Annotated in this window: 19 protein-coding genes; 7 read left to right on the forward strand and 12 right to left on the reverse strand. The window is 48.1% G+C overall.

The genetic code is table 11. The features are described 5' to 3' along the window. Position 1: 1 nt before the first annotated feature. Both ACYX4J_RS01395 and ACYX4J_RS01400 read right to left on the reverse strand, forming a co-directional pair. Complete coding sequence (locus ACYX4J_RS01395) at positions 2-1999, reverse strand: DUF3857 domain-containing transglutaminase family protein (RefSeq protein ID WP_476177694.1); 1998 nt, start codon at positions 1997-1999, stop codon at positions 2-4. Between the two features lie 374 nt (positions 2000-2373). Further along, positions 2374-3222, reverse strand: a complete 849-nt coding sequence (locus ACYX4J_RS01400) for a DUF3014 domain-containing protein (RefSeq protein ID WP_413663508.1) — start codon at positions 3220-3222, stop codon at positions 2374-2376. A 270-nt stretch (positions 3223-3492) separates the two neighbouring features. On the opposite strand from ACYX4J_RS01400, the gene ACYX4J_RS01405 reads away from it, so the two are divergent. Next, the gene (locus ACYX4J_RS01405; protein WP_444940614.1) at positions 3493-5139 is read left to right on the forward strand and encodes an alpha-amylase family glycosyl hydrolase; all 1647 of its coding nucleotides are present in this window, start codon (positions 3493-3495) and stop codon (positions 5137-5139) included. Between the two features lie 67 nt (positions 5140-5206). Here ACYX4J_RS01405 and ACYX4J_RS01410 read toward each other — a convergent pair whose 3' ends face one another. The 3 genes from ACYX4J_RS01410 to ACYX4J_RS01420 form a co-directional block, all read right to left on the reverse strand. Then, positions 5207-6058, reverse strand: coding sequence for a universal stress protein (locus ACYX4J_RS01410; protein WP_476177695.1), 852 nt, complete (start codon positions 6056-6058; stop codon positions 5207-5209). A gap of 471 nt (positions 6059-6529) precedes the next feature. Continuing rightward, on the reverse strand, positions 6530-7069 hold the full coding sequence (locus ACYX4J_RS01415; protein ID WP_282931061.1) for a hypothetical protein: 540 nt from the start codon (positions 7067-7069) through the stop codon (positions 6530-6532). A 485-nt stretch (positions 7070-7554) separates the two neighbouring features. After that, on the reverse strand, positions 7555-7953 hold the full coding sequence (locus ACYX4J_RS01420; protein ID WP_476177696.1) for a hypothetical protein: 399 nt from the start codon (positions 7951-7953) through the stop codon (positions 7555-7557). A gap of 323 nt (positions 7954-8276) precedes the next feature. Between ACYX4J_RS01420 and ACYX4J_RS01425 the strand changes: the two genes are divergently transcribed. Together ACYX4J_RS01425 and ACYX4J_RS01430 are read left to right on the forward strand one after the other, a co-directional pair. After that, positions 8277-8399, forward strand: a complete 123-nt coding sequence (locus ACYX4J_RS01425; RefSeq protein WP_476178641.1) for an ADP-ribosylglycohydrolase family protein — start codon at positions 8277-8279, stop codon at positions 8397-8399. Positions 8400-9297: 898 nt separating this feature from the next. After that, entirely contained in the window at positions 9298-11850 is a 2553-nt protein-coding gene (locus ACYX4J_RS01430; protein ID WP_476177697.1) for an alpha amylase C-terminal domain-containing protein, read from the forward strand. A gap of 47 nt (positions 11851-11897) precedes the next feature. Here ACYX4J_RS01430 and ACYX4J_RS01435 read toward each other — a convergent pair whose 3' ends face one another. From ACYX4J_RS01435 to ACYX4J_RS01445, 3 genes are all read right to left on the reverse strand, one after another. After that, positions 11898-12536, reverse strand: coding sequence for a hypothetical protein (locus ACYX4J_RS01435; protein WP_476177698.1), 639 nt, complete (start codon positions 12534-12536; stop codon positions 11898-11900). Between the two features lie 215 nt (positions 12537-12751). Continuing rightward, a complete protein-coding gene (locus ACYX4J_RS01440) occupies positions 12752-14665 on the reverse strand; it encodes an alpha-amylase family glycosyl hydrolase (protein ID WP_476177699.1) in 1914 nt (637 codons plus the stop codon). Positions 14666-14716: 51 nt separating this feature from the next. After that, entirely contained in the window at positions 14717-17158 is a 2442-nt protein-coding gene (locus tag ACYX4J_RS01445) for a glycoside hydrolase family 31 protein (RefSeq protein ID WP_476177700.1), read from the reverse strand. A gap of 186 nt (positions 17159-17344) precedes the next feature. Here ACYX4J_RS01445 and ACYX4J_RS01450 point away from each other — a divergent pair, with 186 nt between their 5' ends. Together ACYX4J_RS01450 and ACYX4J_RS01455 are read left to right on the forward strand one after the other, a co-directional pair. Further along, positions 17345-18862, forward strand: a complete 1518-nt coding sequence (locus tag ACYX4J_RS01450) for an MFS transporter (protein WP_476177701.1) — start codon at positions 17345-17347, stop codon at positions 18860-18862. 177 nt (positions 18863-19039) lie between these two features. Further along, on the forward strand, positions 19040-20443 hold the full coding sequence (locus tag ACYX4J_RS01455) for an alanine/glycine:cation symporter family protein (protein WP_476177702.1): 1404 nt from the start codon (positions 19040-19042) through the stop codon (positions 20441-20443). 67 nt (positions 20444-20510) lie between these two features. Here the strand turns inward: ACYX4J_RS01455 and ACYX4J_RS01460 are convergent, their stop codons facing one another. From ACYX4J_RS01460 to ACYX4J_RS01470, 3 genes are all read right to left on the reverse strand, one after another. After that, positions 20511-20957, reverse strand: coding sequence for a L,D-transpeptidase family protein (locus tag ACYX4J_RS01460; protein WP_238152069.1), 447 nt, complete (start codon positions 20955-20957; stop codon positions 20511-20513). Then, on the reverse strand, positions 20915-21238 hold the full coding sequence (locus tag ACYX4J_RS01465; protein WP_444918345.1) for a hypothetical protein: 324 nt from the start codon (positions 21236-21238) through the stop codon (positions 20915-20917). Before ACYX4J_RS01465 ends, ACYX4J_RS01460 begins: the two co-directional genes overlap by 43 nt. Before the next feature lie 585 nt (positions 21239-21823). Further along, on the reverse strand, positions 21824-22075 hold the full coding sequence (locus tag ACYX4J_RS01470; protein WP_476177703.1) for a hypothetical protein: 252 nt from the start codon (positions 22073-22075) through the stop codon (positions 21824-21826). 22 nt (positions 22076-22097) lie between these two features. On the opposite strand from ACYX4J_RS01470, the gene ACYX4J_RS01475 reads away from it, so the two are divergent. Further along, positions 22098-23519: an aryl-sulfate sulfotransferase gene (locus ACYX4J_RS01475; protein WP_445361026.1), complete on the forward strand. Its 1422-nt coding sequence runs from the start codon at positions 22098-22100 to the stop codon at positions 23517-23519. An 80-nt stretch (positions 23520-23599) separates the two neighbouring features. On the opposite strand, the gene ACYX4J_RS01480 is transcribed toward ACYX4J_RS01475, so the two are convergent. Further along, on the reverse strand, positions 23600-24658 hold the full coding sequence (locus tag ACYX4J_RS01480) for a hypothetical protein (RefSeq protein WP_476177704.1): 1059 nt from the start codon (positions 24656-24658) through the stop codon (positions 23600-23602). A 298-nt stretch (positions 24659-24956) separates the two neighbouring features. Between ACYX4J_RS01480 and ACYX4J_RS01485 the strand changes: the two genes are divergently transcribed. Next, positions 24957-25271 (forward strand): cupin domain-containing protein, encoded by a 315-nt coding sequence (locus ACYX4J_RS01485; RefSeq protein ID WP_444934292.1) that lies wholly within the window; start codon positions 24957-24959, stop codon positions 25269-25271. Positions 25272-25696: the final 425 nt, after the last annotated feature.

Raw genomic sequence — 25696 nt, forward strand, 5'->3', positions numbered from 1 at the left:
TTTACTTCCTGATCAGTGACTTAACCAGGTTTTTCATTGCCTTGCTGGTTTCCTGAGTATTCGAATTATCGCCCTTGGCCCAGAACTGATATTGAAGTGCTTCATCCAGTTTATCGAGTTGCCCCATATACTCGGCAATATCCGTATTGCGGACATGGTCCGCTTTGGATTTAAAGGCGTAGTTCACCGAGATGTTATTGCCAATATGATCGGAGGTTCTGGAGAAGGTGAACCAGGGATTGTCTATCTGTAGATCCTGGGATTCCTCTCTCCACAAAACCTCTCCAGTAATTTTGGCTACTGCTTTGTGGTTGATATCCACAGGATGTGCCAGCGCTAATGGGCTCTGGCGAATACGCTTCTGGGGGCTGGTAATATAAGAGGCGATACTGGAGCCATACAGTGAGAAAATCTTCCGAGCAGAGTTCAACTCGGCAAAATCACTGATCTCATATAGCTCCGATACCTGAAGTACATTTTCACCCCGATTGTCCTGGTGCTTGATATTGGATGTGATTTCAATGCCGGGGTAGTAAGTTGCCATAAAGTTTGCGTAATTACTCTTTATGTATTCAGAGTCTGCTGACTGGAAAAATTGACGCATCTGCTCCGCTTTGAGAGCGCTGTAGGTGGATTCAACAGTTAGCCCTGCGGTATTGGTACCGGCATTGATTTCAAAATTTTCGGTGACATCCAGTTGCAGAGTGCCGTTGGCGGGATAAATCGTGGTTACTTGTTTTAATGCTCGGGTTCCCTTTCGAATGGGGAGTGCCAATTCATAATCAAAGAAGCCTTTGCTCTTGATATTGGAGCCCTGTCCGGAAGCGGTGCCGTCAACCCAATAATCTTGTCCATTGAGCTCAATGACGCTGATTACATGATCAAATGAACTGGGAGAGGGGATATCATTGGCAAGGTCACGACCGCGTCCTGAAGACACTAAAGCGGGGTAAGAGTTAACCCCCAGGTGAGACAACATGGCGGTTATTAATATGGCTTTGTCTTTACAGTCGCCATAGCGCTTATCCAAAGTCTCTCTCGGCGTTCGCGGTTGGTGTGAGTTGATTCCAAACTCGATCCCAAAGTAGCGAATATCCTCCTGAACGTAGGCAATAGCCTTGCTGACAGCTCCCTCAAGGCCTTCCTCTGCGCGCCATTGATCCAATTGCCGGGTGAGTTCCTGTGGCAGGGAGAGGTCAATATCGTAGAGTGTCATTGCCCAGTCGTTCACTTCAGCCCAGCTGTTATAGCCTGAATATTGGATGTAGTTGAATGGGTCATGCCAGTGAGGGTATTCCCCCTCCTGAAGTATCGGAGACACCTGCTTCAGGTCCAGCGTGTACTGGTAAGTGCCGTTATTGCGGGTAACGTTCACCGGTACTTTTTCATTGTTAAAACGGTAGTTGAGCTTGTTGTCACTGGTAATTTTTACATAGCGCCTGTCGATGGCATCTGGCCATGATAGGTAGAAAGTACCAAAATCCCCGCGTTCAAAAATAGGATTGCTTCCCTCGAGCGTATAAGCGTAGGAGATTTGGTCACCGGGTCGGATATCCTCAAGAATGTAAAGCGCATTCCACATTTCAGAGTAGAGTTTGCTGGACAGCTCCTGCTCAGACTGGAATAACTTGAAGTCCTGTTTTTCCAGGCGATCAATCACTTGATCATTGCGGGTGACGGTAATTTCGTGGACGACCAGCTGCTGGAATGCGGGGTAAAAACTAATGTTCAGTTCCGATACCTGTTTAACCCCTTGCTGATTGAGGGGCTCCATCACCAACTGAAAATAGTATTGGTGTTGTTCGTTCGTATGGGATATCTGGGAGTTACTCAGGTGATACCTAACACTGCCTTCGGGTGCAGTGACACTACTCGAGAGGTCGACGGCATCCACCCAAGTGGGTGTTGGGGCTATGTTAATTTCAGGGGTAGCCTGGGCCAGCGACACAGCAAATAAGAGAGTCACAGCCAGAATTTGGCCGAAGGAACGATATTTCAAAATGAGCCTCGATTGTTATCTACAGCCTATACCGGCGGAGACAGAATAGATCTTGAGTGGGGAGTAAGCAGAAGGGGCACGCAGGGCACCCTACGATTGATTCGCTCCTGTTGAACCCTGGATCTTTTCCTATAGGGCAGTGCCTGTTGCCGCTTGGTGTTGGGATCGTTTAGTGAACAGCCGGTAATATACCCCAATGGCTATGGGCTGAGTATCGGATGGGTATGACCGCTGGCGTTTTGAATAAGTTTTTCGGCGGTTCAAATTGATGAAGGCAGGGTTTGTTGTGTCCAGGCGATGAAATGGTTAAAAAACAACCGAATCTTAAAGGTGGGAGGCCACCCAGCTTGTAAGCTGAGTGGCCTGAGATCTGCTTATTGGGTTTGCTCCTGAACGGGCATTTCTTCGAGCTTAGCCTTTATCTCTTTCAGCTTTTCCTTAACCCGGGCTGCATTGTCGGGGCCCATGCGGATCATCAGCTTTTGTATTCCAGGGAGTTTTTCCAGTTTTGGGTCGGCAAATTTGTAATACACCGACGGGCGTATCAATTGAATAGGGCCTTCAACATCTGGCGCTGCCAGTACATTGTCGATTGCTCCAATCACCACCTGGTGGAATGACTTGTTGCGAATCCCCAGCTCGCCATAGGCCTGGGCTAAACGGGGGTACCAGTACTGATACAAAGTAATGATGGCATCAGTGTTAGCCAGTGCGAACAATCGTACTGGTTGGTCGTAACGGCGATAGTTCTCCGGGGACAGTTGGTAGCCCTCAGCGGATGACCCGGTAACGGTGATGGGGCCGCGAATGGTTTTCAGCGGGCGATGCTTGTGAATCAGCTCACCACGGGATGCTGCATTGGCAGCGGCTACCCATTTACGTATTACTTCATCAGGTACCAGCCAGCGGGACAAGGCGCCGTCGGGTGCCAAGGACATTAATTCGTCATATGCGGCCTTATCGCTCTCGTTCAGGGGGGGAGGTGGCTCTCTGCCGGGCTCCTCTTCGATGACCGGCTCCTCGGGCGGTTGGGCTGGTTCCTGGCTCTCAGGTTGTGCCAGGGCTTCTGGCTCGGGAGCAGTTTGGGGTTCTTCGACAACACCGATGGTGGGAATTTCTTTTTTCTTTTCCTCGCCGGTCCAGAGCCAATAGGCTGCTGCAGCGACAACGACCACCACAATAATGCCGATGATCCACCCTTGCCTAGATTGTTGTTCCGACATTCCCTGCCTCCTTTGACTGCTAACAGAATGTGACGCTTGGACCACGACAAAGCGCTGCGGTTTCTCGCGATCTGCTGGTTTTACATTACTCTGCAAAAGCGCCGCTCGCAAAATAGTTTTACTATGGGGTAATTGCACAACCTTATCGCCGGTCTTGAACCCTGCGCAGTGCCTACGCCCCCGCGCGGGAGGATGTTTGATTTACTGGGCCTATTAGAGTGGTCTGGGGAGCTTCTGAATAATTCTGAGCGGCGAATAAAAGAGAGAACAATGGGAAAATTCACCAGCTTATTGATTGGCCTGATGCTGGGTGGTGTACAAGCTGCCGTGGCTGCAGAGCCGGTAGACCCTTTTTGGCGCAATGCGACAGTCTATTTTATGTTGCCGGACCGTTTTAATAACGGCGATAGCAGCAATGATTTCCCCTACGGCCGGAAAGACGATGCAGCATACCTGCGCGGTTTTGAGGGAGGGGATCTGCGCGGTGTTATCGAGAAAATTGAAGCCGGGTATTTTAATGATCTCGGGGTCGATGCTATCTGGATGGCCCCGGTGATTGAGAACATCCATGGCTACAATGAGTCCGATAAACGCACCTACGCTTTCCATGGCTACTGGCCTAAGGACTGGACTGCCGTAGATGCCAACTTTGGCACTGAAGCAGACCTGGCGGAATTGATTGAGGTAGCTCACAGCCAGGGGATTCGCGTATTGCTGGATGTAATTCTCAATCACACCGGGCCAGTCACTGAACAGGATTCCAGGTGGCCCTCGAGTTGGCTGCGCAATAGTCAGCAATGCGATTGGTCTGACTATGCCGGCAATGTTGAGTGTGCAATTCACGCGAACCTGACGGATATCCTCACGGAGAGCGAGAAAGATGTCGAGTTGCCGCCGCAACTGGTGGCAAAGTGGAAAAAAGAAGGCCGCCTGCAGCAAGAGCAGCGCGAGCTGGATGCCTTTTTCGAGCGCACTGGCTATCCCCGTGCCCCCAAATATTACCTGATCAAGTGGTTAACCGACTGGGTGCGTGAATACGGTGTCGATGGTTTTCGTGTGGACACCGTCAAACACGTAGAGCCACAGGCCTGGGCAATACTGAAAAACGAAGCGGATATAGCCCTGGCTGAGTGGAAGGCTGAGAACCCGAAGAAGAAATTGGATGATCGCAATTTCTTTATGGTGGGTGAGGTTTACCATTTCGGCGTTAACAACTTTGGTCCCAGTGTTGGTCGTTCCTACGATTATAGCGACCGGAAAGTGGACTTTTATCAGTACGGTTTTGACAGTCTGATTAACTTCGATTTTGCCCAGGTTGCGGGCAAGCCAGCGGAGGATATTTTCTCCAGTTATTCTTCCGCCTTGAACAGTGGCGAACTAAAAGGGTTCGGTGTCCTAAATTATCTAGGCTCCCACGATGACCATCACTCATTTGACCGCGAGCGCCAGCACACACTGAGTGCCGCAAGTAAACTGATGTTAGCGCCCGGTGCTGTGCAGATATATTACGGTGATGAACTGGCGCGCCCCATGATTGATGATCGGGCATTCGGCGACGCCTCTATGCGCACCAATATGAACTGGGATGACTTGGAAAAGCCGGAAACCCGTGCATTGCTGGCTCATTGGCAGAAGCTTGGGCAGTTTCGTCGATCGCACCCGGCAGTTGGAGCTGGTGTACACCAGAAGCTGGAGGATAAGCCTTATACATTCTCCCGCACCTTATCTGGTGAGCAGCCGGTAGTTGTGGCGATGGAACTGTCCGCAGGAGAGAAGAGCGTATCAGTTAAAGGTGTGTTTGCCGATGGTATCGAACTGACCGATTACTACTCGGGCAAGCGAGCCAAAGTTGAGGATGGCCGGGTGACTTTTGATACCGAGGGAACTTTGCTACTGCTATCTGCTAAATTGCAGTAAATCCAAAAAAGAAAGCCCCGGCAGGTAGCACTGCTGGGGCTGTCAGCATCCTTGAAAATGGGATGACTTAATCGTTGTTCATTGTTGTTGTGGTGAACTGGTTACATACCATCACATCAACATCTAACTGGCCAATTACACGCTCGGCAGTATTGCCACGCAGGAATGAACCGGTCTTGCCGTACTGATTCATAGTTCCCATTACGACCAGATCTGCATCGATCTCACGGGCCACCTCCTCAACAACATCACTGGTATAGCCGCGCTTTACGTGAATGCGATGGGTGGGGACACCGGTTTTATCGGCAAGCTTGGCCAAAGCACCGCGATCTGGATAGAGCATGGAATCCAGGAAAGCATTTACGAGGTGTAGCTCTGCTCCGTAATGACCTGCGATATAGGTCGCGCGTTCGCTGATCTGGCGATTGAGCTCGCGCTGTTCGAGGGTTTTTGCCTGGTAGTTAACGGTGGCCAATACAACTTTGCGCTCGTCCTTGGCGCCGGGGCGAATCAATACCACTGGGCAGCGCGCTGTTTTCAGGACTCGCCATTTGGATTCGGCGAAGGTAAAGCGACGGCTGCTCTTCGCGTGTACTGGTAGGTAGATCATTTCTGCGTTGCAACGCTTTGATTCCTGCACGATGGCCGCCTGCCAATCACTGGACCAGCAAACAGTGATCTCACAGGAAAGACCAGCTTCTGAGATGGGTTCACGAATTTGTTCACGGAACCACGACTCATCGCGAAATAGGTGGTCGTTAACTGCACGGGTATCCACCGCTTCACCATCAACTGCGACGAATACAGCCAGTCGCGGCTGAGGATTGCGTCCACGTGAAGTGATCAGGGCTCGCTCCAGAGCTACATGCTTCTCATCGTTAGGGTCCACTACAACGAATACGGTGCTTTGCTGCTCCATTTTTTCTCCTCAACTAAGCGTGTTACTGGCCAGTGCGACCTGCAGTTGACCAAGAGGTCTAATCTATCATGATGGGGTGGTCAGCCCGAGTACCTGACTGTCCCATTTGTCGAATTTGGCGCCTATCTCATCGAATAATTTTGTTGCGCATAATGGCGAAGTTGGGGGTGGGGGTATTGAGGTAGATCAAGTTTATAGGTAGCGCGTGCAAGCCCTACTACAACCAAAATGCGGGTGACCAGAATTCAAAATGTATTCTTGCCTGGTAGCGTTATTGAGAGCTGGTTGGAGTATGTTGGGATTGGAATTACTTAGAGAGTGGGGGGCTAACTACAACACCATAAGTAACTATCGGCTACAGGCTCTTTGAGTTAAGCCGTGATCGGTTCTTTTAGTCTTTCCCAAAGAAACTTACTCGGTGAAGAGGGAGCGCGCACTATACGCGCGTCCCTAGTGCTCAATTCGTAAGGTTTAGACTTCCCGATACTGGTCAATGAGCGCTTTGATATTTTTCTTAAGTACAGCGCCAATATCTCCACCTGCACCGCCCACGGACAGATCACTATCGGCGTGAGCCTTGTATTTAACATCACCGGTTTCGGAGTCCTTAACAGTCAGGACAGAGTCAACGCCTCCCTTTCCTGCGCCAAAGCCAACAGCCCAGCGCAATGCGCGATTTCCGTATTGAACCTTCACATCAAGATCAACGAGCAAAGTCTTGCCTTCAGCTTCATCTAAGGAATTGACGAGTTGATAATCGCTCTCTCTGGCAAATTCCTCGAGTTCACTGCGGGTATGGAGCTCCCAACTTTTCATTTTTTCCTGTAGGGCACTATTGTTTTTGGCTGCACTTTCATTTGAGTACACCCTTACGTCTTGTATTAATATATTTTTATAGTCTTCAAAACTTTGCGCTTGAACGTCTGTTTTTACGTGTGCGACACCACATCCGTATAAAGCTGAAAGTGTCACAGCAAGGCAAAATACCTTGATTCCTTTGAAAAATTTCATCCTTTTCCCCTTAATTTGAATATCAAAACTGAAGCTCTACAGTAGGGATAGAGTCCTAGCTGTCTATTTCAGTTACCGGCTGAGCGGTTTTATAGTTAGTGCAGATAAAATGAACTACATGTTCACTGCCCGGTAAGTTTACAAGGAAAATACATTACTTTCTCTACTGATAAGGGGAGATCACACTTGAATGAAGCTATGGTGCAAAGTTGTAGAGCAACTAGCTTAAGATACGCTCTGTTAAAGACTTGAGTCTATTGCCTGAGGAAACAATCTAGAAATTGACTGCCACATAGGCTTACATAACGTAGCAGGCTTTATATAAAAGGTTGCTAAAGCTGCTGTAGGAGGTAGATAGATAAGCTAAGTGATTTGGGTGTTCAAGCGGCAAATTGAAGTTAGGAAGTTTCTATGTTTTACGCCCGCCCCCCTTGCTAGTGATTTATAGAGAGACCAGCTTTCATAGTGCACGATTATGTCGGGATTTATACACTTTGTCCAAGAGCGTAAATTGGAGCATATAGGGACCACAGTAAGAAAGCAATCTCAAAAATTGAAATGATAAAATGTATAAATGAAATGCGAAACATTCCATATTTTACTTTTATCAGTAGCTCAGATTGATGCCAGACAACCATTGGCAAAAAGCTCATAATCGAAAGTAATAGTAAGTAAGGGTGTAGTTCAATAAGAAATATGGCCTGGAATGGCAATTCTACGCCAAAGTTAGCGTACATTTCAGCAAAATAAGGGGTTAACCAATAACCTAGAAAATAGACGGTCGCTGAGATTACTGAGAAGATAGAACTTAGTACCTTTTTCCAAGTCAAGAGCTGGCATTCATTTGTTTCAATAGAATTAGGGGGGGTATATATATTTTCCATATTCTTATTTTCTAATATCGTGATAACCGAGCGGAGCTAAGGGTGGTAAAGTGAGCGAAGCGAACCATGCTGAAATTTATCAACGGTGGCTGCCTTGATTATCTCACGTCTTCAAACTGAATAGTTGCTTTACAATTCATAATTAACTTAACGTTTATATGTTGGTCATCCCGACTACTATTATCCTGATTTTTATCTGGGGGTGCAATATTGAGCTAAACTCGAATAAATAAGGAATTACTACAGCAAAAATAAAGTTGTGGAAACATTCAATTTATAAGAAAACGCTCACAGCTATCGAATTGGCTGAATAGGCTCATGTTATTTCAGTTTACTGTGCCCTTAAATCTCCAAGCCTCAAAGAAGCGTTGCTGATGGCTGTTAATCACGATGGCAATTTAGATTCTACAGGCTCTATTAGCGGAATCCTGATTGGTGCCAATTAGGGTGTGGGTGCAATTCTTGCAAACTGGTTGGCTCAACTTGAGCTATCTGATGAGATATCAGAAATAGGTCAGGATCTACTGGAGTTTCGAGATTGGCCTGTAAGTGAGTTTGATGAACACTGCGATTATACTCATGGAATAACTAAGAAATATCTGGGGTATTAATTTCTATCTATCTAGAGTCATCGCTAAGAAGTGCTCACATACCGTCATTACTTCAAGCATTTAAAGCTAGAGTTGTGAGTGATTCTGTTTTCCCGTCTGTTTAAATTTTGGTCTTAAAAGCCAAATTATGTTCGCTATTTAGATCTGTAGCACAAATATCTACTACGCCCCCTACAGGGAGGATGTGCTCTCAAGCACTGGTTATTAGCCTTCCAAATGCCCGAATAGTTGTAATTTCGGGTTTGCAGTAGCACAGGAGGTGCATATTACCGCTGCTGTTCGGTATCTGTTCACATACTACCGGTTTATTGATGCCTTTGGTGGTCTGTGGATATCTCAGGATGAGTGATCAATTGGTCGGGTATTGAAATCCAGCGGTTTAGATACTGCGTAGTTGGGGTTTCCAAATATCTGGCTTGAATTGCAAAAAATAATAAATGGTCACCTGTGATGATAAGCCTGAACTTTTCTTCGCCGCTTGCGGTGCTTCCCACAAATTCTTTTCTTGAGCGAATGCCTATTGGTTGTGTCGCCTGAGGAGAATATTTCTAGCTCCTACTGTGGGGCGAATGCAATCCAAGTATTTGCAAGTGCCAGGGAAAAGGCGTGCTTATAGGTTGACCCTATTTATGTAGAAATGGAGAGCCATTAATCATTGGTAGGCAACTGCCCTTGGGGTTCTCTTTATACAAAAAAGATAACGACTACAGATGAGAGAAAAAGGAAAGCTAAAATGAAAAAACAATTTCCACTAAAAGGGCTTCTGGGAGGCGCGAGTATCGTACTCGGAGCCATGTCCAGTACCCATGCCAGCGCAGGCACTGCCTTTGTACACCTGTTCGAATGGAGCTGGAATGATATCGCCAGTGAATGTGAGGAGTTCCTGGGGCCGAAAGGTTTTGATGCGGTGCAGATCTCCCCGCCCCATGAACATATCAGCCACTCCACCTGGTGGGCGCGCTACCAGCCGGTTTCCTACACTAACCTGACCAGCCGCAGCGGTACCGAGGCTGAGTTACAGAGCATGATCACCCGCTGTAATGCGGCGGGTGTAAAAGTCTACGCAGATGTAGTCATCAACCATACGGCGGCCTGGAATGGTGGAGGCACGGGTTGGGGCGGTACCGAGTGGACACTGTTGAATCACCCCGGTGAGTTTTCCTCTTGGGATTATCACTCCGATTGCACTATTGATAACTATAGCGATGCAAATAATGTCTGGAATTGCCGCTTGAGTGGACTTCCAGATTTGGATACTGGTTCCAGTTATGTTCAGCAGACCCTGGCCGATTACCTAAATAAATTACAGGGTATGGGCGTTGATGGTTTCCGTGTAGATGCGGTTAAGCATATGTCTCCCAGCGATATGTACAGCATCATGAGTAAAGCTGGTAATCCCTGGATCTTTTCTGAAGTTATCGGCGCAGCTGGCGAAGCCTTTGAAATCCAGCCATCAAATTATACATTCCTGGGCCGTGTGACTGAATTTAAGTACGGCACTGATGTAGCGAGTAATTTTAACGGACAAATTAAAAACCTCGCCAGTATTGGCGAGAGTTGGGGACTTTTATCTTCCAGCGATGCAGTTCACTTTATTGACAACCACGATCGTGAACGTGGCCACGGGGGTGGCGGTAACCTGACCTATCACGATGGCTACAAGTATAACCTGGCCAATGTTTTTATGTTGGCACACCCCTATGGCTATCCGAAGGTAATGTCAGGTTATGACTTTACCGATACGGATATTGGTCCCCCCAATACTGGTCCGGAGAGTTGTGAAAACAACGAATGGGTATGTCAGCACCGATGGGGCAATATTGCCAATATGGTGGGTTTCCGTAACTACACCGACGGCACCAGTATGGAAAATTGGTGGGATAACGGAGATAACCAGATTGCCTTTGGACGCGGTGATAAAGGCTATGTCGTTATCAATAACGAGGGTAATTCTTTCAGCCAGACACTGTATACAGGCCTTCCTGCTGGGGACTACTGCAATGTCCTGGCGGGAGATGATGAGTGCAGTGGCGATGTTATTTCCGTAGGCAGCAATGGCTATGCAACTTTCAATGTTGCAGCTTATTCCGCTGCTGCCATTCACGGTGGGCAGCTATCTGGTCCCTGTGGTGATGAATGTTCTGGTACAGGTTTCCCCAGCCTTTATTTCCGTGGCACAGCAAATAATTGGGAAGCAACGGCTTTTGAATTGGTAGCAGATAATACCTGGCAATTGGTGGTCAATTTTGATGGCCAGGCAGACCAACGCTTTAAGTTGGATATCTATGGTGACTGGGCCGAAAATTACGGTGACGATGGTGCTGATGGCACGCTGGATCAAACCGGAGAAGATATCTATACCTCTGTAATCGGTAACTACTTGATTGAAGTAAATGATGAGACTCTGGCCTATTCGATCACCGAGGTCTCTTCCCAGCAAGCACCCACTGCAAGTGTGACTCCAGTATCCAGCACAGTAGAAGTCAATCAGAGTGTCACCCTGGATGCCAGCAGCTCTACTGATAGCGACGGTAGTGTGATTTCCTATAGCTGGAGCAGTGGTGGTAGTTCTTCCTCGACGACTTTGAGCTTCGCCAGTGCGGGCACTTATACCGAGACAGTCACTGTTACTGACAACGATGGCCTGACCGATAGTGCTACGGCAACCATTACCGTGACTGATCCCAATGCTGGTTATGCTCAAAACTTTACGGCATTAAATTTCCGCGGTACGCCCAATAGCTGGGGCACTCAGGCGATGACCCTGGTTGCAGATAATACCTGGCGTGCCACTGTGGTGTTTGATGGCAGCGGTAACCAGCGCTTTAAGTTTGATGTTAGCAGTGACTGGGCTGAAAACTACGGGGATAACAATGCGGACGGCTCTCTGGAGCAGGGTGGGGATGATATCTACACCGATGTATCAGGTACCTATATTGTTGAGGTAAATGATGAAACCTTGAGCTACAGCCTGACCTGTGCAGACTGTGGTAGTTACGCATCCAACTTTTCCTCACTTTATTTCCGTGGCACACCAAATAGTTGGGGTTCTGACGCTATGGAATTAGTTGCCGACAATACCTGGGAAATCCAGGTAAATTTTGATGGTCAATCCCAGCAGCGTTTCAAATTCGATGTTAATGCTGACTGGAGTGAAAACTACGGCGATAGCGACTCCGATGGCGACTTGGAGCAGGGTGGATCTGATATCTACACTTCTGTAAGCGGAAGCTACAAGGTGCAGGTGAATGATCAAACCATGATTTATAGTGTGATTGCACTGTAATTGATAAGAGCCTGCAGGCGAGGAAGTTAGTCTGCAGGCTTCTTTAGTTATTTATTTTCTTTTTCTTTAGCCAGCAGAGCTTGTTGTAGCGCCTGCAATTTTGCAATCTCTTCTTGATTTAACTTTGGGTTCGATTCACAACGAGGATCGGTTTTTTGCAACAAGGCCAGTATTTCTTTTGTCAGTGGTATGGGTTCACAGCCGTGTCCGGTCTCGCAAATTAAATCCCATTGCGGTTTGGCCTGGATATGGCAGGCAAAGCAGTTACCTCCAAAACGGTTAACTACATCAACAAAACCTCGCTTACGGATTTTGCTACCTTCTTCAGAAACATCCAGTTCAAAAAACTCCCAATCTTTAGTGGCGGGGTTAAAGCCTTTTTGGTGTTTGACCATCACTTCCCCGGGGACTAACTGGACCACTGATCCTGGAGGATAAACACCTCCAGTGCTGGAGTTTGCGACCTTTAGAGTCCCATCCAGATCTCCCAGTAAATTATCCACATAAAACCCCCGCACCTTGGTCATATCTCGGATGCAGTTAAAAGTCTCGTCTGTCACCTGGATAGGTGCTTCGCTCTGTTCGGCCTTGTCAGTTTCAGCCATTGTAGGAAGTGCTACTGATACTAAAAGTGCGGTTAAAAATAGATTTAGTGGTGAAAAATAGCGGCTATGTTGTCGGTTCATAATGTCCCCTTGCATATCAATTTCGGCTTTTATTTAAATTGTGCACAATATAATTGTGAGCAATATACATGGAGTAGTGTTTATGTCAAGCGAGTTACCTGATGAGTATGGTTAGGGATTGTCGGGAATATGTTGTGAGAAAGGGGATAAGGTGGGTATAAATTGCTGTGCTTAAGCGTTCTTGGAGGGGATTAGTCCCCTCCAGGGCTGAGTGGCTATTTCTGGGGAACAGCGGATATTGCAAAGATATGGCTTTCGTAGGGTGCCAACTGGATCTTTGTGGAGGCTTGGTCTTTTTCCAAGATAAGGTTTGCCACCTTATTGGATATCTGGCTTTCAGCCAGGTAGCTGCCCGGTTGTAGTTTCCAGGCCTCTAGAAGTGCTGTAGGCAACTGAAAATTAAACTCCACTGCCCTGTTATCGAAGTTGGCGATTACCAACAATTTTTCATGTTCGCTCCAGCGGGCAAAGGAAAATTGTTTTTCACCATAGCCAGAGTTTTGCTTGCGGTTGTAGCTGTGCAAGTCCAGATAATCGCCAAGTAAGGCCGGGCTCTGTTTGGAGAAATTAAGCAGGCGCTGGTAGAAGCTGCGCAGCTCTTTTTCTTCTTTTGTCAGCAGTGCAGTGTCAAAAGCGCCCTCATTGTTCCAGCGGCGCACACTGGGTACTGACCAGTAGTCGAAAATGGTGGTGCGGCTGGCTTTACCGAAGCCGGCATCTTTGTTGGCGGGCTCTCCTAACTCCTGGCCAAAGTAAACCAAAGTAGGGGCTGGAGAGAGCGCGGCAGATACCAGCATTGCAGGTTTGCCTGCCTCTGGGTTGCCAGAAAATTGTGGGCTGGCAATACGCTGCTCGTCGTGGTTCTCCATAAAGCGCAACATATGAGAGGAGATATCTACCAGGCTTGCCTGCACCTCTGCGATTTTATCTGCACCGCCCTTGTTCTCCATGACCGCACGAATAGCGTCGTAAGTGCCGACTTTATCGTAGAGATAATCCATTTTGCCCAGGTGCAGATAGTCCCGATAGCGTTCCGGAGTATAGATTTCGGCAAGTAACAGTGTGTTGGGGTTGCGCATTTTGATGGAGGAATTCAGGTAGCTCCAGAATTCTACCGGCACCATACCGGCCATATCATAGCGGAATCCGTCCACGCCAAAGTCCAGCCAGTAGTGGGCGATATCGCGGAATTTTTCCCAGGTGTCCGGGACTTTCTTGTCTGCCCAAAACTGGGCGTGGGCCCGGTAGTCGCGCTCGGCATATTCCTGGGGTAGCTCAGAAAAATTCTTGCTGTCATCGGGGCGAACGCCAAAATTAATTTTGACGGTTTCATACCAGTCGTGCATGGCAGGTTGTGCACTGCGCGCGCCATTACCGGTCCATTTAGCTGGACTCTCTACAAACTGCCCATCGACAAGATCATTGGCTTCGCCATTGAGTGGCTGATAACTGTCTTCTGCAAGGGGCACGCGGAAATCTTCGCCCACCACATAGTAGAAATTGTTGTTGCGGGCGTAGGTGACCTGGGTGTTGTCGCCAGCTCCAAAATCCTGCACGCCTTGGGGTTTATCGAGAGAATGATAGGCGCGGGCTACATGGTTGGGCACTATATCGATAATTACTTTCAGGCCGGCCGCGTGGCTGCGTTCCACCAGTGCGCGGAATTCCTGTAATCGCTCTGCTGGGTTATTGGCCAGGTCTGGGTTTACGCTGTAGTAATCCTTGATGGCATAGGGAGAGCCGGCGCGGCCTTTGACCACATCTGGATCATCGTTACTGATACCGTATTCCGTATAGTCGCCAACGAGCGCGTGGTGCAGGGCGCCGGTGTACCAGATATGGGTGGCGCCCAGTGCGTGGATTTCATTCAGTGCTTTTGGGGTAAAGTCGGAGAACTTGCCCACACCATTCTCTTCGAGTGTGCCCCAGGGTTTGTTGGTACTGTTAGTGTTGCCAAATAAGCGCGGTAGCACTTGGTAGATAACGGCTTTTTTCTCCGCAACTTTTTCAGCGGGCTGTATTTCTTCCGGGCTGCTCTCCTGGCTGCAGCCGGCAGTGCCGAATAGAGCAGCGCCCAGTAGGGAAGCCGAAAGGAGTTTGGCAATAAACAGGGAATGTAACTTCTTCATTGTTTCCTGATGACTTTAAATTTTTTTGTCAGTGAACAGCGGTTTGCTGAATTATTGATTTTTGAGCACTAAATCCAGCGGTTCTTTGTGCCAGTCAAATTTAACCAGCAGTTGCTGCTTGCTCTTGTTGTACCAGGCCCCACGGGGTGCCTGAGCAAAGTCTTTTTCACTGTCGAAAATAGGCAGGGATTCGCCGGTAACATCAAGCTGCGCAGGCACTTGTTGCCAGTTGTGGATCTTTAAATTGACCTTGCGGGATTCCGGCATACCGGTATAACCGTCTCCTTCTCGATTAAAGGCGAAGGTTAAACCCTGCTGTTTGTTTTCAGCTGAGAAATGCAGTTTCTCGTATTTGCCTTTTTCAAAAGCCTGCGCGGTAGCGCCATCATCTTCATAAACATAGCGCTCGGACTTTGCTACTGATGGGTGCGCGTAGTAGTCCAGGATCAGGTTTTTACTGGAGTAATCGCGGCTGCTGTGAATATCGTCAATGGTGGGAATAATGGCGCCGGCCCGCACCAGTACAGGAATCGTTTTCAGGTTCACCTCTACCAGGGCCTGATCGCCAGAATATTGTTCATCAGTCCAGTAATCGAACCAGGTGCCGCCGGGCAGTTTTACCGCGACCTCATCCACATCTTCTTCCACGACCGGGGCAACGAGGAAGTCCTGCCCCCAAAGGTAGGCATCCTTGTAGTCCAGGAGAGATAGGTCACTTTCGTTTTCGAAAAACAGCGGGCGCATCAGCGGCATGCCGGTCTGGCTGTTTTCGAAGGCGAGGGTGTAGTTGTAGGGCAGCAGGCGATAGCGTAGTTTTACATACTCGCGCAGGATATCGCGGGTGCGACGATCGTGGAAAACCGGTTCGGAAGCAATATGCTCCTGGGCGTGCGGGCGGTAAACCGGTTGGAATACGCCGTACTGTAACCAGCGGATATAGAGTTCGCGGTCAAATTTCTCGCCGCCGGCAAAGCCACCCAGGTCTGAATGGGTGTAGCCAAAGCCCAGCAAGCCCATACTCAGAGCCAATTCCACCTGGGGCTGTAAGCCACCCCATTCCCGAGCGACGTCGCCGGTCCAGGGGATCATGCCGTAGCGCTGGGAGCCAGCAAAACCGGAGCGCATCATAATAAAGGGGCGACGCTCAGGGTGCTTTGCCGTTTGGCGTTCGTGCAGTAATTGCGCCCAGGCGTGGCCGAAGGCGTTGTGGATTTCATCGGCCATACCGATTGCGTGAACGGTATCGGAGGGGTGAACTTCCGGTTCACCCAAGTCGCCCCACCAGCCGGCTACGCCCTGTTCCAATAACCCGTCGTAAATATTCCAGAACCAGTCGCGGCCATCTTCAGAGAAGACATCGATCAGGCCGGTATTGCCGAAATAGAAATTAAAACGCTTGGGCTCTCCGGCCAGGTTTTTGGCCAGGGCATTATTCGCCACGGCTTCCTGCCAGCGCTCGGAGGTGGAGAGGACAAAAGGTTCGGTCACCAGGATGGTATTGATACCGCGTTTTTTAAGGTTGGCCATCATCTTTTCTGGTTCGGGAAAGGCTTCCTTGTCCCAGGCCAGGTTGCCCATATGGCCTTTGATATCCGGGCCAAACCAGTAGAGGTCCAACACCAGGGCGTCCAGGGGGAAATCTTCTTCGGCAAACTTATCCACGGTTGCGCGGACTTCAGCTTCGCTGTGATAGCCAAAGCGCGAGGCGAAGTTGCCCAGGGCCCAACGGGGTGGCAGGGGCTGTTTGCCGGTGGTGGATACATAATTTTCCAGCAACTGTGGATAAGTATCACCGGCTACCACGATGTAAGCGGTGCGCCCGGCTACAGCTTCAAATTGCAGGATATCTTCTTCGTTTGCGCCCAGATCCAGGGTGCCGGTGGCAGAGTTGTCGAACAGCAGAATGTATTTGTTGCTGGACAGTACTGCTGGCAGGGAAAAATACATCTGGTTGGATTCGGTGGTATATCCGTAATGGGCACGGTTATACAGGGGCAGGCGTTGACCGCGACGGTCCATCCCCATAACCCGCTCTCCGCCACCCAGCAGTTTTTCCTCTGGCGACAGTGCGAAACGGAATCCGCGCATCGTCTCGGTGGCAAAGAAACCACTCTCTTCACTCAGGATTTGTTCGCTACCGCGCAAGTACTCGATTCGGAAGGGAGACTTGTGGATGACTGCAGTAAGCGAGCCAGTGCGGTAAACGAGCTTGTCCCCTTTTTGCTTCAGCGTAGCCTCGGGTCGGCCGGCAGAATCGCTGGCCAACGCAAATGAGGGCAACTGCTTCAGGCCTTCGCGGCGATAGTGCACCGATAGCGCTGACGGACCAACCGGGGTGAGGATGACCTCGCCCTCACTCGTCTGTACAGTTAGTGAGTCTTCGCTCATGGTGTGATCGCGGTAGTTGCGCTGTTCAGCGGCCAGGGATTGAGCGCTCAGGCAGAGTGTAGCTGCGAGACACACCAGGCGCAGGAGTGGGAGTTTTAGGATCATCGCGCGGGACTTCAGTTGCTTGATTAGGATTCACAGTTTCGTGTTGGCCCGGCGTATACGCATGGGCCTGAGTTTATCCTAAAGCGAAGGATCTGGCCCGCATCCTCCCCTGTGGGGGAGGATGGATGCTCCGGGAGTGCGTGTGAGAATGGCAGAATAAGCATAACTAGTGATGCGGTGACCTCTATGACCCAATCAGCAAGCAGCGCCGTTGCGCCGCAAGCCCAGCAACCGCGCTTGCCCTTTTGGCAGGTGTGGAATGTCAGTCTCGGTTTTCTCGGGGTGCAATTTGGCTTTTCTCTGCAAAATGCTAATGCCAGTAGAATCTTGTCTGATCTGGGGGCGGACCTTCACTCCCTGTCTCTATTCTGGATAGTGGCGCCGCTAATGGGACTGATCGTACAGCCGATCGTGGGTTCGGCTTCGGACCGGACCTGGAGTCGCTTCGGTCGCCGCAACCCCTTTATCCTTTTTGGTGCCATCGCCGCAGCCCTGGGGATGGCGTTTATGCCCAATGCCGGGATTGTGGTGGCGATAGTGGCCCCCATTATCTTTGGCGGCGTTATGTTGGCCCTGATGGACGCGGCCTTTAACGTGACCATGCAGCCTTTCCGCGCCCTGGTATCCGACATGGTGCCATCAGAGCAGCGCACCCTGGGTTACTCGGTACAGTCTTTGCTGATAAACATTGGCGCCATCTTCGGCTCCATGTTGCCATTCATCCTGACTAATGTGATTGGTCTGGAAAATACTGCCCGTGCGGGAGAGGTGGCGCCCTCCGTTATATGGGCTTTCTATATCGGCGCCACAGTGCTGCTGGGCAGTGTGTTGTGGACTGTGCTGCGCACCAAGGAGTATCCGCCGGAGCAGTACAATGCCTATAAAGGTCTCGACTCCGCACAACTTGAGTGGGAGAGACAGCAAAAACCCCCACTTGCAAAGCGCTTGATCGGTTTTTTCCAGCTGCTAATTAAAATGCCGCGCACTATGCGCCAGCTGGCCCTGGTGCAATTCTTCTCCTGGTTTGCCCTGTTTATTATGTGGGTTTACACCACGCCAGCAATCACTCAACACGTTTGGGGAGTGGAAGCCAAGTGGTTTGATCCCGCCTATCTGGAAAGTGTCAAAGAAATTCCCGCACATATCGCTGCCGCTAAGGGTGCTGCCGGTGACTGGGTAGGAATTATTTTTGCTGCTTACTCCCTGTTTGCAGCGATCTTCTCTATTGTCCTGGCCCGTTTGTCTCAGGTTCTGGGGCGTAAGCTCACTTATTCCCTATCGCTGGCACTGGGCGGTTTGGGATACATCAGCTTCCTGTTCTTCCAGGGGGGCGATCCCACACAGGTGAATCTGTTGATTACAGAAGTTTCCGTACCCAGTGGCGCCCTGGGATTATTGCTACCGATGGTGGGTGTGGGCATTGCCTGGGCCGCTATTCTGGCGATGCCCTATGCGATCCTCTCCGACTCACTGCCGGCGGATAAGACCGGTGTTTATATGGGGATTTTTAATTTCACTATCGCCGCACCACAAATTGTTTCTGCCCTGGTAGCTGGCTTGATATTGAAAACAGTTTTCGAAAACCAGGCAATTTACATCATTGTTCTGGCGGGGGTGTGTATGTTGCTTGGCGCTATATCGGTGGCGCTGGTGAGGGAGAGTTCAGAACCCGAGCCCGCATTAAAGGCAACTACTACAGCTTGATAAAAAGTTGTAAAAGATTGTTAAAAAAGCCCCTATTTGGGGCTTTTTTATTGCCGGGATTCCAGGTTTTCCCAAATTTTTCGCATTTATGAGGCTGCGGAGTTTTATGGCGGCATTTTGACAGTCTGGTGTGAGCGTACCTAGACTGGGCGAATCTCACCGGAAATGAATTAAATTATGTCGATATTCCCTGCTATTGATCAGGCATTAGAGGCTTTTGCCAGTTTTGTCTGGGGTCCCCCCTTATTGGTGCTACTCGTTGGTGGAGGCCTCGCGCTATTAATCTATTCTCGTGGCCGTCCCTACCGCCATCTTGGGCACAGTATTGGGCTTTTAAGTGGCCGATACGATGACCCCAATGACCCTGGACAAGTGAATCACAGCCAAGCGCTATCCACAGCGCTGTCGGGAACCCTAGGGCTTGGCAATATTTCCGGGGTTGCCATCGCAATTACGATTGGTGGACCTGGGGCGATTTTCTGGATGTGGGTAACTGCCCTGGTTGGGGTGGCTACCAAGTTCTATACAGCGACGCTGGCGGTGATGTTTCGCGGTCGCGATGCCTCCGGGGAACTGCAAGGTGGCCCCATGTATGTTATTCGCGAGGGGTTGGGCCGACGCTGGATGCCGCTCGCAGTACTGTTTGCCGTGGCGGGACTCTGCGGTATGTTGCCGGTGTTTCAGTCCAATCAAACCACGCAGCTACTGCGGGAGTCTTTTGCTGAGCCCTTGGGTTGGGTAGCGCCCGGAGGTTCATTCACTTTTGATTTTGTTATTGGCTTATTAATTGCTGTTGCATCGGCCTATGTTATAGCCGGTCGTATCCAGCGTATCGGTAAATTCTCCGCAAGAGTAGTGCCGGGCATGGTGCTATTTTATCTGGGCATGACCCTTGTGGTAATTGCCAGCTTCTGGGAGCAGGTACCGGCAGCATTTGCGTTAATTTTCTCGGACGCTTTCAGCGGTCAAGCTATTGCTGGAGGTACTCTGGGTTCGGTCATCACAGTAGGGGTGAGCCGGGGCGCATTTTCTAATGAAGCGGGTATAGGCACAGAGTCTTTGGCCCATGGTGCAGCTAAAACCCGTGAGCCCGTTCGAGAAGGCGTGGTTGCCATGCTGGGCCCCATTGTAGACACACTGGTTATCTGCACTTGTACTGCCCTGGTGATACTACTGACTGGCGCTTGGCAGCAGGAAGGGGATATTGCCGGCGTTACCCTGACTGCACAGGCATTTTCTCAGGTGTTTGGGCAGTTCGGCCCAATTTTGCTACTGCTAATGGTCCTTCCGCTGGCTTTCAGCACTATCGTTACCTGCTGGTATTACGGCATGAAATGCTATGTTTTTCTTTTTGGTGGCCGCTGGCTGGGTCTTTATACCGGACTCTACATGGTGCTGATTATATTGGGTGCGGTGGCTTCTTTAAGTGCCGTAAACAGCATCATCATCGGGATGTATGCAGTAATGGCGATTCCAACAATGGTGTCTACTTTATTACTGGCGAGGCATGTTAATCGAGCGGCTCACGATTATTTTACCCTTATGGATTTAACAAAGAGAAAAGAGGCCGAGGCTTCCTAATTAAAAAAGGCGGACTATTTAGTCCGCCTTTTTTATGGTTGGTAAAAATTTACCTGTTACTTCCAATTCAAGGCACCACGGACACTTTGGTACCAACCTTGGCGTGGGCATAAAAAATCTTAGCCATATGCCAGGGGATACGAATACAGCCATGAGAGGCGGGATATCCCGGGACGTGGCCAGCATGCATGGTAACGGGGCCATTGATACGCATCATGTAATCCATAGATGCCCCGCGGAATCGAGAACCCGCAGGTTTGCGGTGGCGGCGCACATCCACATTGCTGCGCATTACATAGCCCCGTGGGCTGATGTAGTGACCGTACAGATTTGATCGATGGCTGTATTTCTTCTGTGAAATACGGAAGTTACCGGTAGGTGTGCGGTGTCCGGGTTTACCAGTAGATACTGGGGACATACCGGCCAGGCGCCCGCCTTTATAGAAGTATGCCATTTGATCACTGAGGTCGATCACAATACGCGGTGTTCCCTGAATATTGGACTTAAACCACATATGGCGGCTATGTCGTGGATTCGCCGCGTATCTGGAATGTGTTCCGTATCTGGAGTGAGCCCGATAATTCCTGTTGTATCGGGAATGCGCCCTGTAATTTCTGTTGTATCGGGGGTGTGCTCTGTAGTCCCGGTTGTGCCTTGAGTGCGATCTGTAATTCCTGCTATGCCGTGAATTTGCTCGGTAGTCCCTGCTATACCTGGAGTGTGCTCCGTAGTTTCCATGTCCATGTTGAGCGCTGTATCGCGAATTATAGCGGGAATTGGAATAATCCACGGCATAGGTCAGTGGGGCAAGAATTGCAGATCCCACAATCACTACGGCAGCGGCGAATGATGATTTTTTGCGTAGAGATCCCTTCTGTTTCGTGGAAATGGATTGATGATTTTGCAGCGAAGATCGGCTATGCATTACACACCTCTCTACTACCAGTGGGCCGTGTAAACAACCGTGGATTTTGAATCCAGCTACAGTTTGTCTTAGGGCAAGTATTTCTGCCCTACTACAGGGACAAGTCCATAGCTGGTGATTTCCCCAAAGCAGATAACCGTATACTCGGCCTCGGCTGCGGGTTGGTACTGCGGCGGCATGAACCACTACAAGTCCAAGGGATGGTAAGGTGGGTCTTAAGGGCTGGTGACAACAAAAAGGAATATACTGAGGTTCTCTTAGAGGATGCTCTTCTATTTGTTAGTGATTTTTAGGGATTTTGTCTTAGTTGCTAAGGTTTTATGAGTAATCTACCGTAACTTGCGAGTCAATTTCCAGCGTTCTTGAACCACGCCAGAATAATAGAAATAGCGTTCAAAAAGTTTTTATTATTTATTTCATCTTAGTAAGTGTCGCGACTATATCGTTATCCAAAATTATCCCCATTTCTCATTCTTGTTGTGCGGGCCATTGCGCATTAGAAAATTGAATGAAGAAATTTCCTTTTCGGGATCGCTAAAATATTTCTTTCTGGTTTGAAAACCAAGTAAACGAATCCACCCTTTTTCCGTTATGTGATAGCTGATTATTGGAAGCTCCCCTGAAAATGAAATACCAGGGTAGGGATGATTACTTTTAATATTTATTAAATAGGATTTGGCTATGACTGGAAGATCGACGTTACCCATATTTTTTCTAGTATGTATTGTAATGCTGTACAGCAATCCGGGCGTGAGTGTTGAGGTAGAGCAAGCGAATGAAGCTCTGCTTGCTTTGGATGACGAAGTAGAATTAACCCTTTCGATGCATCCACTAAATAGTTTAATGGTGAATGCGCAAGTATCGACTAGCAGTGAGTCGCGAGTGGCGATCAGGATCAACTCGGCGGTAACCGACCGTCGGCGAACAAATTATACCGACTGGGGCACAGAGCATGATATGACCCTAGTAGGTTTAAGGGCCGATACCACTTACCGTTTTACCGCACTGGCAATGCTGGAAAGTGGAGACGTTGTGCAGAGTTCGACTATTTCTTTCAAGACTGGTTCGTTACCTGAAGGCGCTCCCCCAGTTGAGGTAACTACATTTACAGAGCAAAGCGAAGGAGGTGTAACTATTTTTGCACCTTCAGGTGACAGGGATAATACCTTTTGGGGATTCGATGAGGAGGGTGAGGTTGTCTGGTACCTTCACGGAGATGTTCCTCTAACCGGAGCTCCGGTAGTGCGCAATTTACAGGATGGCAATTTAATGTTGCTGTTGGATCAGGAAGCAAGGATTATCTCCTTTGCCGGTGAAACGCTCCAATCATTTGAGCTGCCAGCCTATCACCACGATGCAATTCTTCTTGAAAATGGAAATCTACTGGTATTAACAAACGCCTATGAAACAATTGATGGTCAATTGATAAAAGGAGATGCGATTCTTGAAGTGGATGGGCAGGGCAATACTGTATGGGAATGGTCTGCATTCGATCATCTCGATACTCAGCGTTTCCCCGGTGAGTTAGCCAATCGAGAAGCGAGCAATGGTGCGCTGGATTGGACTCACTCTAACTCGTTACACTATATTTCTGCCGATAATTCGATTTTACTGTCAAGTCGCTCTCAAAGCTGGGTGGTCAATATTGATCATAATAGTGGCGAAGTAAACTGGATTATGGGTAGGGATTTGGATGCTTCCGAGGGATTTCTTGAGAAATTATTTTCATTGCAAGATGGCACCTGGATGGCTTCTCAGCATGCAGCTATGCTTGCGTCAGACGGAGACATTCTGATTTACGATAATAGGAATGAGTCCGAATACAGTGGTGAGGTCTATAATAGCCGCGCAGTGAAATTCTCTTTAAACACAGAGGAAATGGTGGCAGTGCAAACTTGGGAGTACGTTGCACCAAAGTACACCAATTCTTTAGGGGATGTAGATGAACTTCCCGGTGGGAATATTCTACTTTGCGCGGGCGGCCCATCCAGTGCTAGTACCGGCAACAATAGAGATGCATATATTGTTGAAATCGCCGGCGATCAGACTGCAGAGACGGTTTGGGAGATGATAGTCAATGATACGAGTGTATATCGTGCTGAGCGTTTTACTTGGAATGATATATCAGTGGTAAGTGATTTATCGCTTTAGATCCTCTAAATAGTTAGGCGCCAGTAACATACTTTGTTGCTGGCGATCCTTATTAAAGGACTTCTAACCAGATTTGGCAATCAGTGCTCTATAGCATTGATTATGTTTCTAAAGCGGTATTCCCCCAGTAACTGTTGAACATCACTAGATAGGGCTTGAAGTGTTTTAATTAAATATGGCTTTAGCGTGATAATGTTAGGCTTTTTTTTGGGAAGTTTATGATTTGATGGAAACAGTTCTTCACCTCCTTCGAGGAACTCATCATTTATTTTTTTATTTTCCTGTGAATATCGATCTAAAAAATTAGCTCTATCTTCATCAGAGTTCCATAGGTGTGATGATCTTGGTAGTGTTCGTTTGATTATATTTTGTGTATTGCTAGATTTTATCCATTTCAATAGTTTTACATTTTCAGATTTTGAGTGTATTTGCTGGTTTAATATCTGTTTTAAAGCGGCCTCTTCATTTGATAGGCTCTCTCTTATGATTTTGTTAGAGTTTGGTAGGCCGGAAATCCCTAGAGCACGAAAGAAATTAACTGGTAGGTCGCCATTACATAGCTGCTCGTAAATGAGTATTTGTATATTGGGAAAGAACTTTTTGAATGCTGCTATATTTTTATAAAAGTTCAGGTTTCTACCTTCTATCTTTGATAGGAACTCCTTGAATGGCAGTTTCGCTAGTGGAGATACTCCTTTCATAATATGTTCTTTGTATAGAGACTGGGAAAAATTATCTTGTCTGCGCAAGGTTAAGATGATTTTAGTTTGCTCTGGGGGTAATGTGTTGGAGAGTTGTTCTAAATAATGGTGCCGAGCCTCAATCCAGGAGCAATCTTTTGTTTTATAAGTATGTCGACAAATAGGCTCTGCACTAATTAATAGATCAAGGTTGTTTTTCTGCGACTTTGACTTCCAGTCATATGCTAGCAACTTTCCTCTGGAGATAGGTGGACTTTCAGGGTGATCGGAAAATGAGTGTGCAAAAAGATGGTGACCCTTATCTATGCTAATTAAATTTCGATGAATAATGGGATATAAAATACCTTTACTTCTTAACAGCCTTCTATATTTATAGGCGTAACATTGTATTGCTGTGGTGCCGGTTTTATGTAGCCCTGAATGTAAATATATAGTCATTATATGTTCTTTGTGTTTTATAGATCGTGATCTGGTATCTACTGCTGTTTAATAGGTGCTCATATCTATTTCGAATGATCTATTTTATATTTTATGTGAGTGTTGTGTTTTGGGGGCGTCAAAGAGCCAATATTGAAGGTTTAGTAAAAGATATTCTATTTTCTGGTCTCGGGCTCATTTTGATTTCGGTTGGCGTATGTTTTTCTATATTAATCCCAATTGTAGAGTCTATTGGTTTTAGTATAGTTGTATTTTTGTAAATTGTTTTTTCATGCCGATTTAATGTTAGGGGAGACTTATGGGTAATTTTTTCACTCAGCTACCAGGTGATCACTCTAGGGAGCATTTTGAGAGTTTGCTAGAGGGGAAAAGCTGCAGGGTTGAGCGGATTGTATCTTACGGGCAGTCCTCGCCTGAAACAGGGTGGTATGATCAAGATGAGCATGAGTGGGTGTTAGTACTTTCCGGTTATGGTGTTATTAAAATGGAAAATGGTGAGAGGCACCATCTGGGGAAGGGGGATAACTTGTTGATTAGGGCAAATCAAAGGCACCGGGTGGTGGAGACAGCTGCAGATGAGGCCACTATATGGTTAGCAGTTTTCTTTCAGTGAAGCAGTTATCTTTTAAGATATAAATCTTATGAGCTCCTATCGAGAGTTCTATACCTACCAATGTAAATCGGATCTAAAGTCCTCTGGCGAGTTAGTATTGTTAGCTTTAAGACAGGTGTGTCTACTGACTAGCAGGTCAGCCTGTGCATATCTCCATATACCGAAGAGGCCTGTTAAAATTTTCGGGGCTTTGCTTAAATTGGATAGCTTTAATTTGGTCTGATCGTTTGATACCAAGTCAAATCCTTTTCTGCCAGGTAGTTTATACTACCTGGTTTTTTATTTTAGTCTTACGTCAAGCAGTGATATCTGCATAGATTTTATAAAATTTTATTTTTGGTTATCTATAATCAGATCGACGGCTGGAGTATCTAGCGGTTATACCCTATGTATGTCTATTCGAGAGGTCTTTTTTATGGGCTAGG

The organism is Microbulbifer sp. ABM4_008, from assembly GCF_056311705.1.

Coding starts and splice junctions, on each gene's coding strand:
- ACYX4J_RS01400 (WP_413663508.1), bottom strand. CDS start 3,222: ATGTCGGAACAACAATCTAGGCAAGGGTGGATCATCGGCATTATTGTG.
- ACYX4J_RS01405 (WP_444940614.1), top strand. CDS start 3,493: ATGGGAAAATTCACCAGCTTATTGATTGGCCTGATGCTGGGTGGTGTA.
- ACYX4J_RS01410 (WP_476177695.1), bottom strand. CDS start 6,058: ATGGAGCAGCAAAGCACCGTATTCGTTGTAGTGGACCCTAACGATGAG.
- ACYX4J_RS01415 (WP_282931061.1), bottom strand. CDS start 7,069: ATGAAATTTTTCAAAGGAATCAAGGTATTTTGCCTTGCTGTGACACTT.
- ACYX4J_RS01420 (WP_476177696.1), bottom strand. CDS start 7,953: ATGGAAAATATATATACCCCCCCTAATTCTATTGAAACAAATGAATGC.
- ACYX4J_RS01430 (WP_476177697.1), top strand. CDS start 9,298: ATGAAAAAACAATTTCCACTAAAAGGGCTTCTGGGAGGCGCGAGTATC.
- ACYX4J_RS01435 (WP_476177698.1), bottom strand. CDS start 12,536: ATGAACCGACAACATAGCCGCTATTTTTCACCACTAAATCTATTTTTA.
- ACYX4J_RS01440 (WP_476177699.1), bottom strand. CDS start 14,665: ATGAAGAAGTTACATTCCCTGTTTATTGCCAAACTCCTTTCGGCTTCC.
- ACYX4J_RS01445 (WP_476177700.1), bottom strand. CDS start 17,158: ATGATCCTAAAACTCCCACTCCTGCGCCTGGTGTGTCTCGCAGCTACA.
- ACYX4J_RS01450 (WP_476177701.1), top strand. CDS start 17,345: ATGACCCAATCAGCAAGCAGCGCCGTTGCGCCGCAAGCCCAGCAACCG.
- ACYX4J_RS01455 (WP_476177702.1), top strand. CDS start 19,040: ATGTCGATATTCCCTGCTATTGATCAGGCATTAGAGGCTTTTGCCAGT.
- ACYX4J_RS01460 (WP_238152069.1), bottom strand. CDS start 20,957: ATGTGGTTTAAGTCCAATATTCAGGGAACACCGCGTATTGTGATCGAC.
- ACYX4J_RS01465 (WP_444918345.1), bottom strand. CDS start 21,238: ATGCCGTGGATTATTCCAATTCCCGCTATAATTCGCGATACAGCGCTC.
- ACYX4J_RS01470 (WP_476177703.1), bottom strand. CDS start 22,075: ATGGGTAACGTCGATCTTCCAGTCATAGCCAAATCCTATTTAATAAAT.
- ACYX4J_RS01475 (WP_445361026.1), top strand. CDS start 22,098: ATGCTGTACAGCAATCCGGGCGTGAGTGTTGAGGTAGAGCAAGCGAAT.
- ACYX4J_RS01480 (WP_476177704.1), bottom strand. CDS start 24,658: ATGACTATATATTTACATTCAGGGCTACATAAAACCGGCACCACAGCA.
- ACYX4J_RS01485 (WP_444934292.1), top strand. CDS start 24,957: ATGGGTAATTTTTTCACTCAGCTACCAGGTGATCACTCTAGGGAGCAT.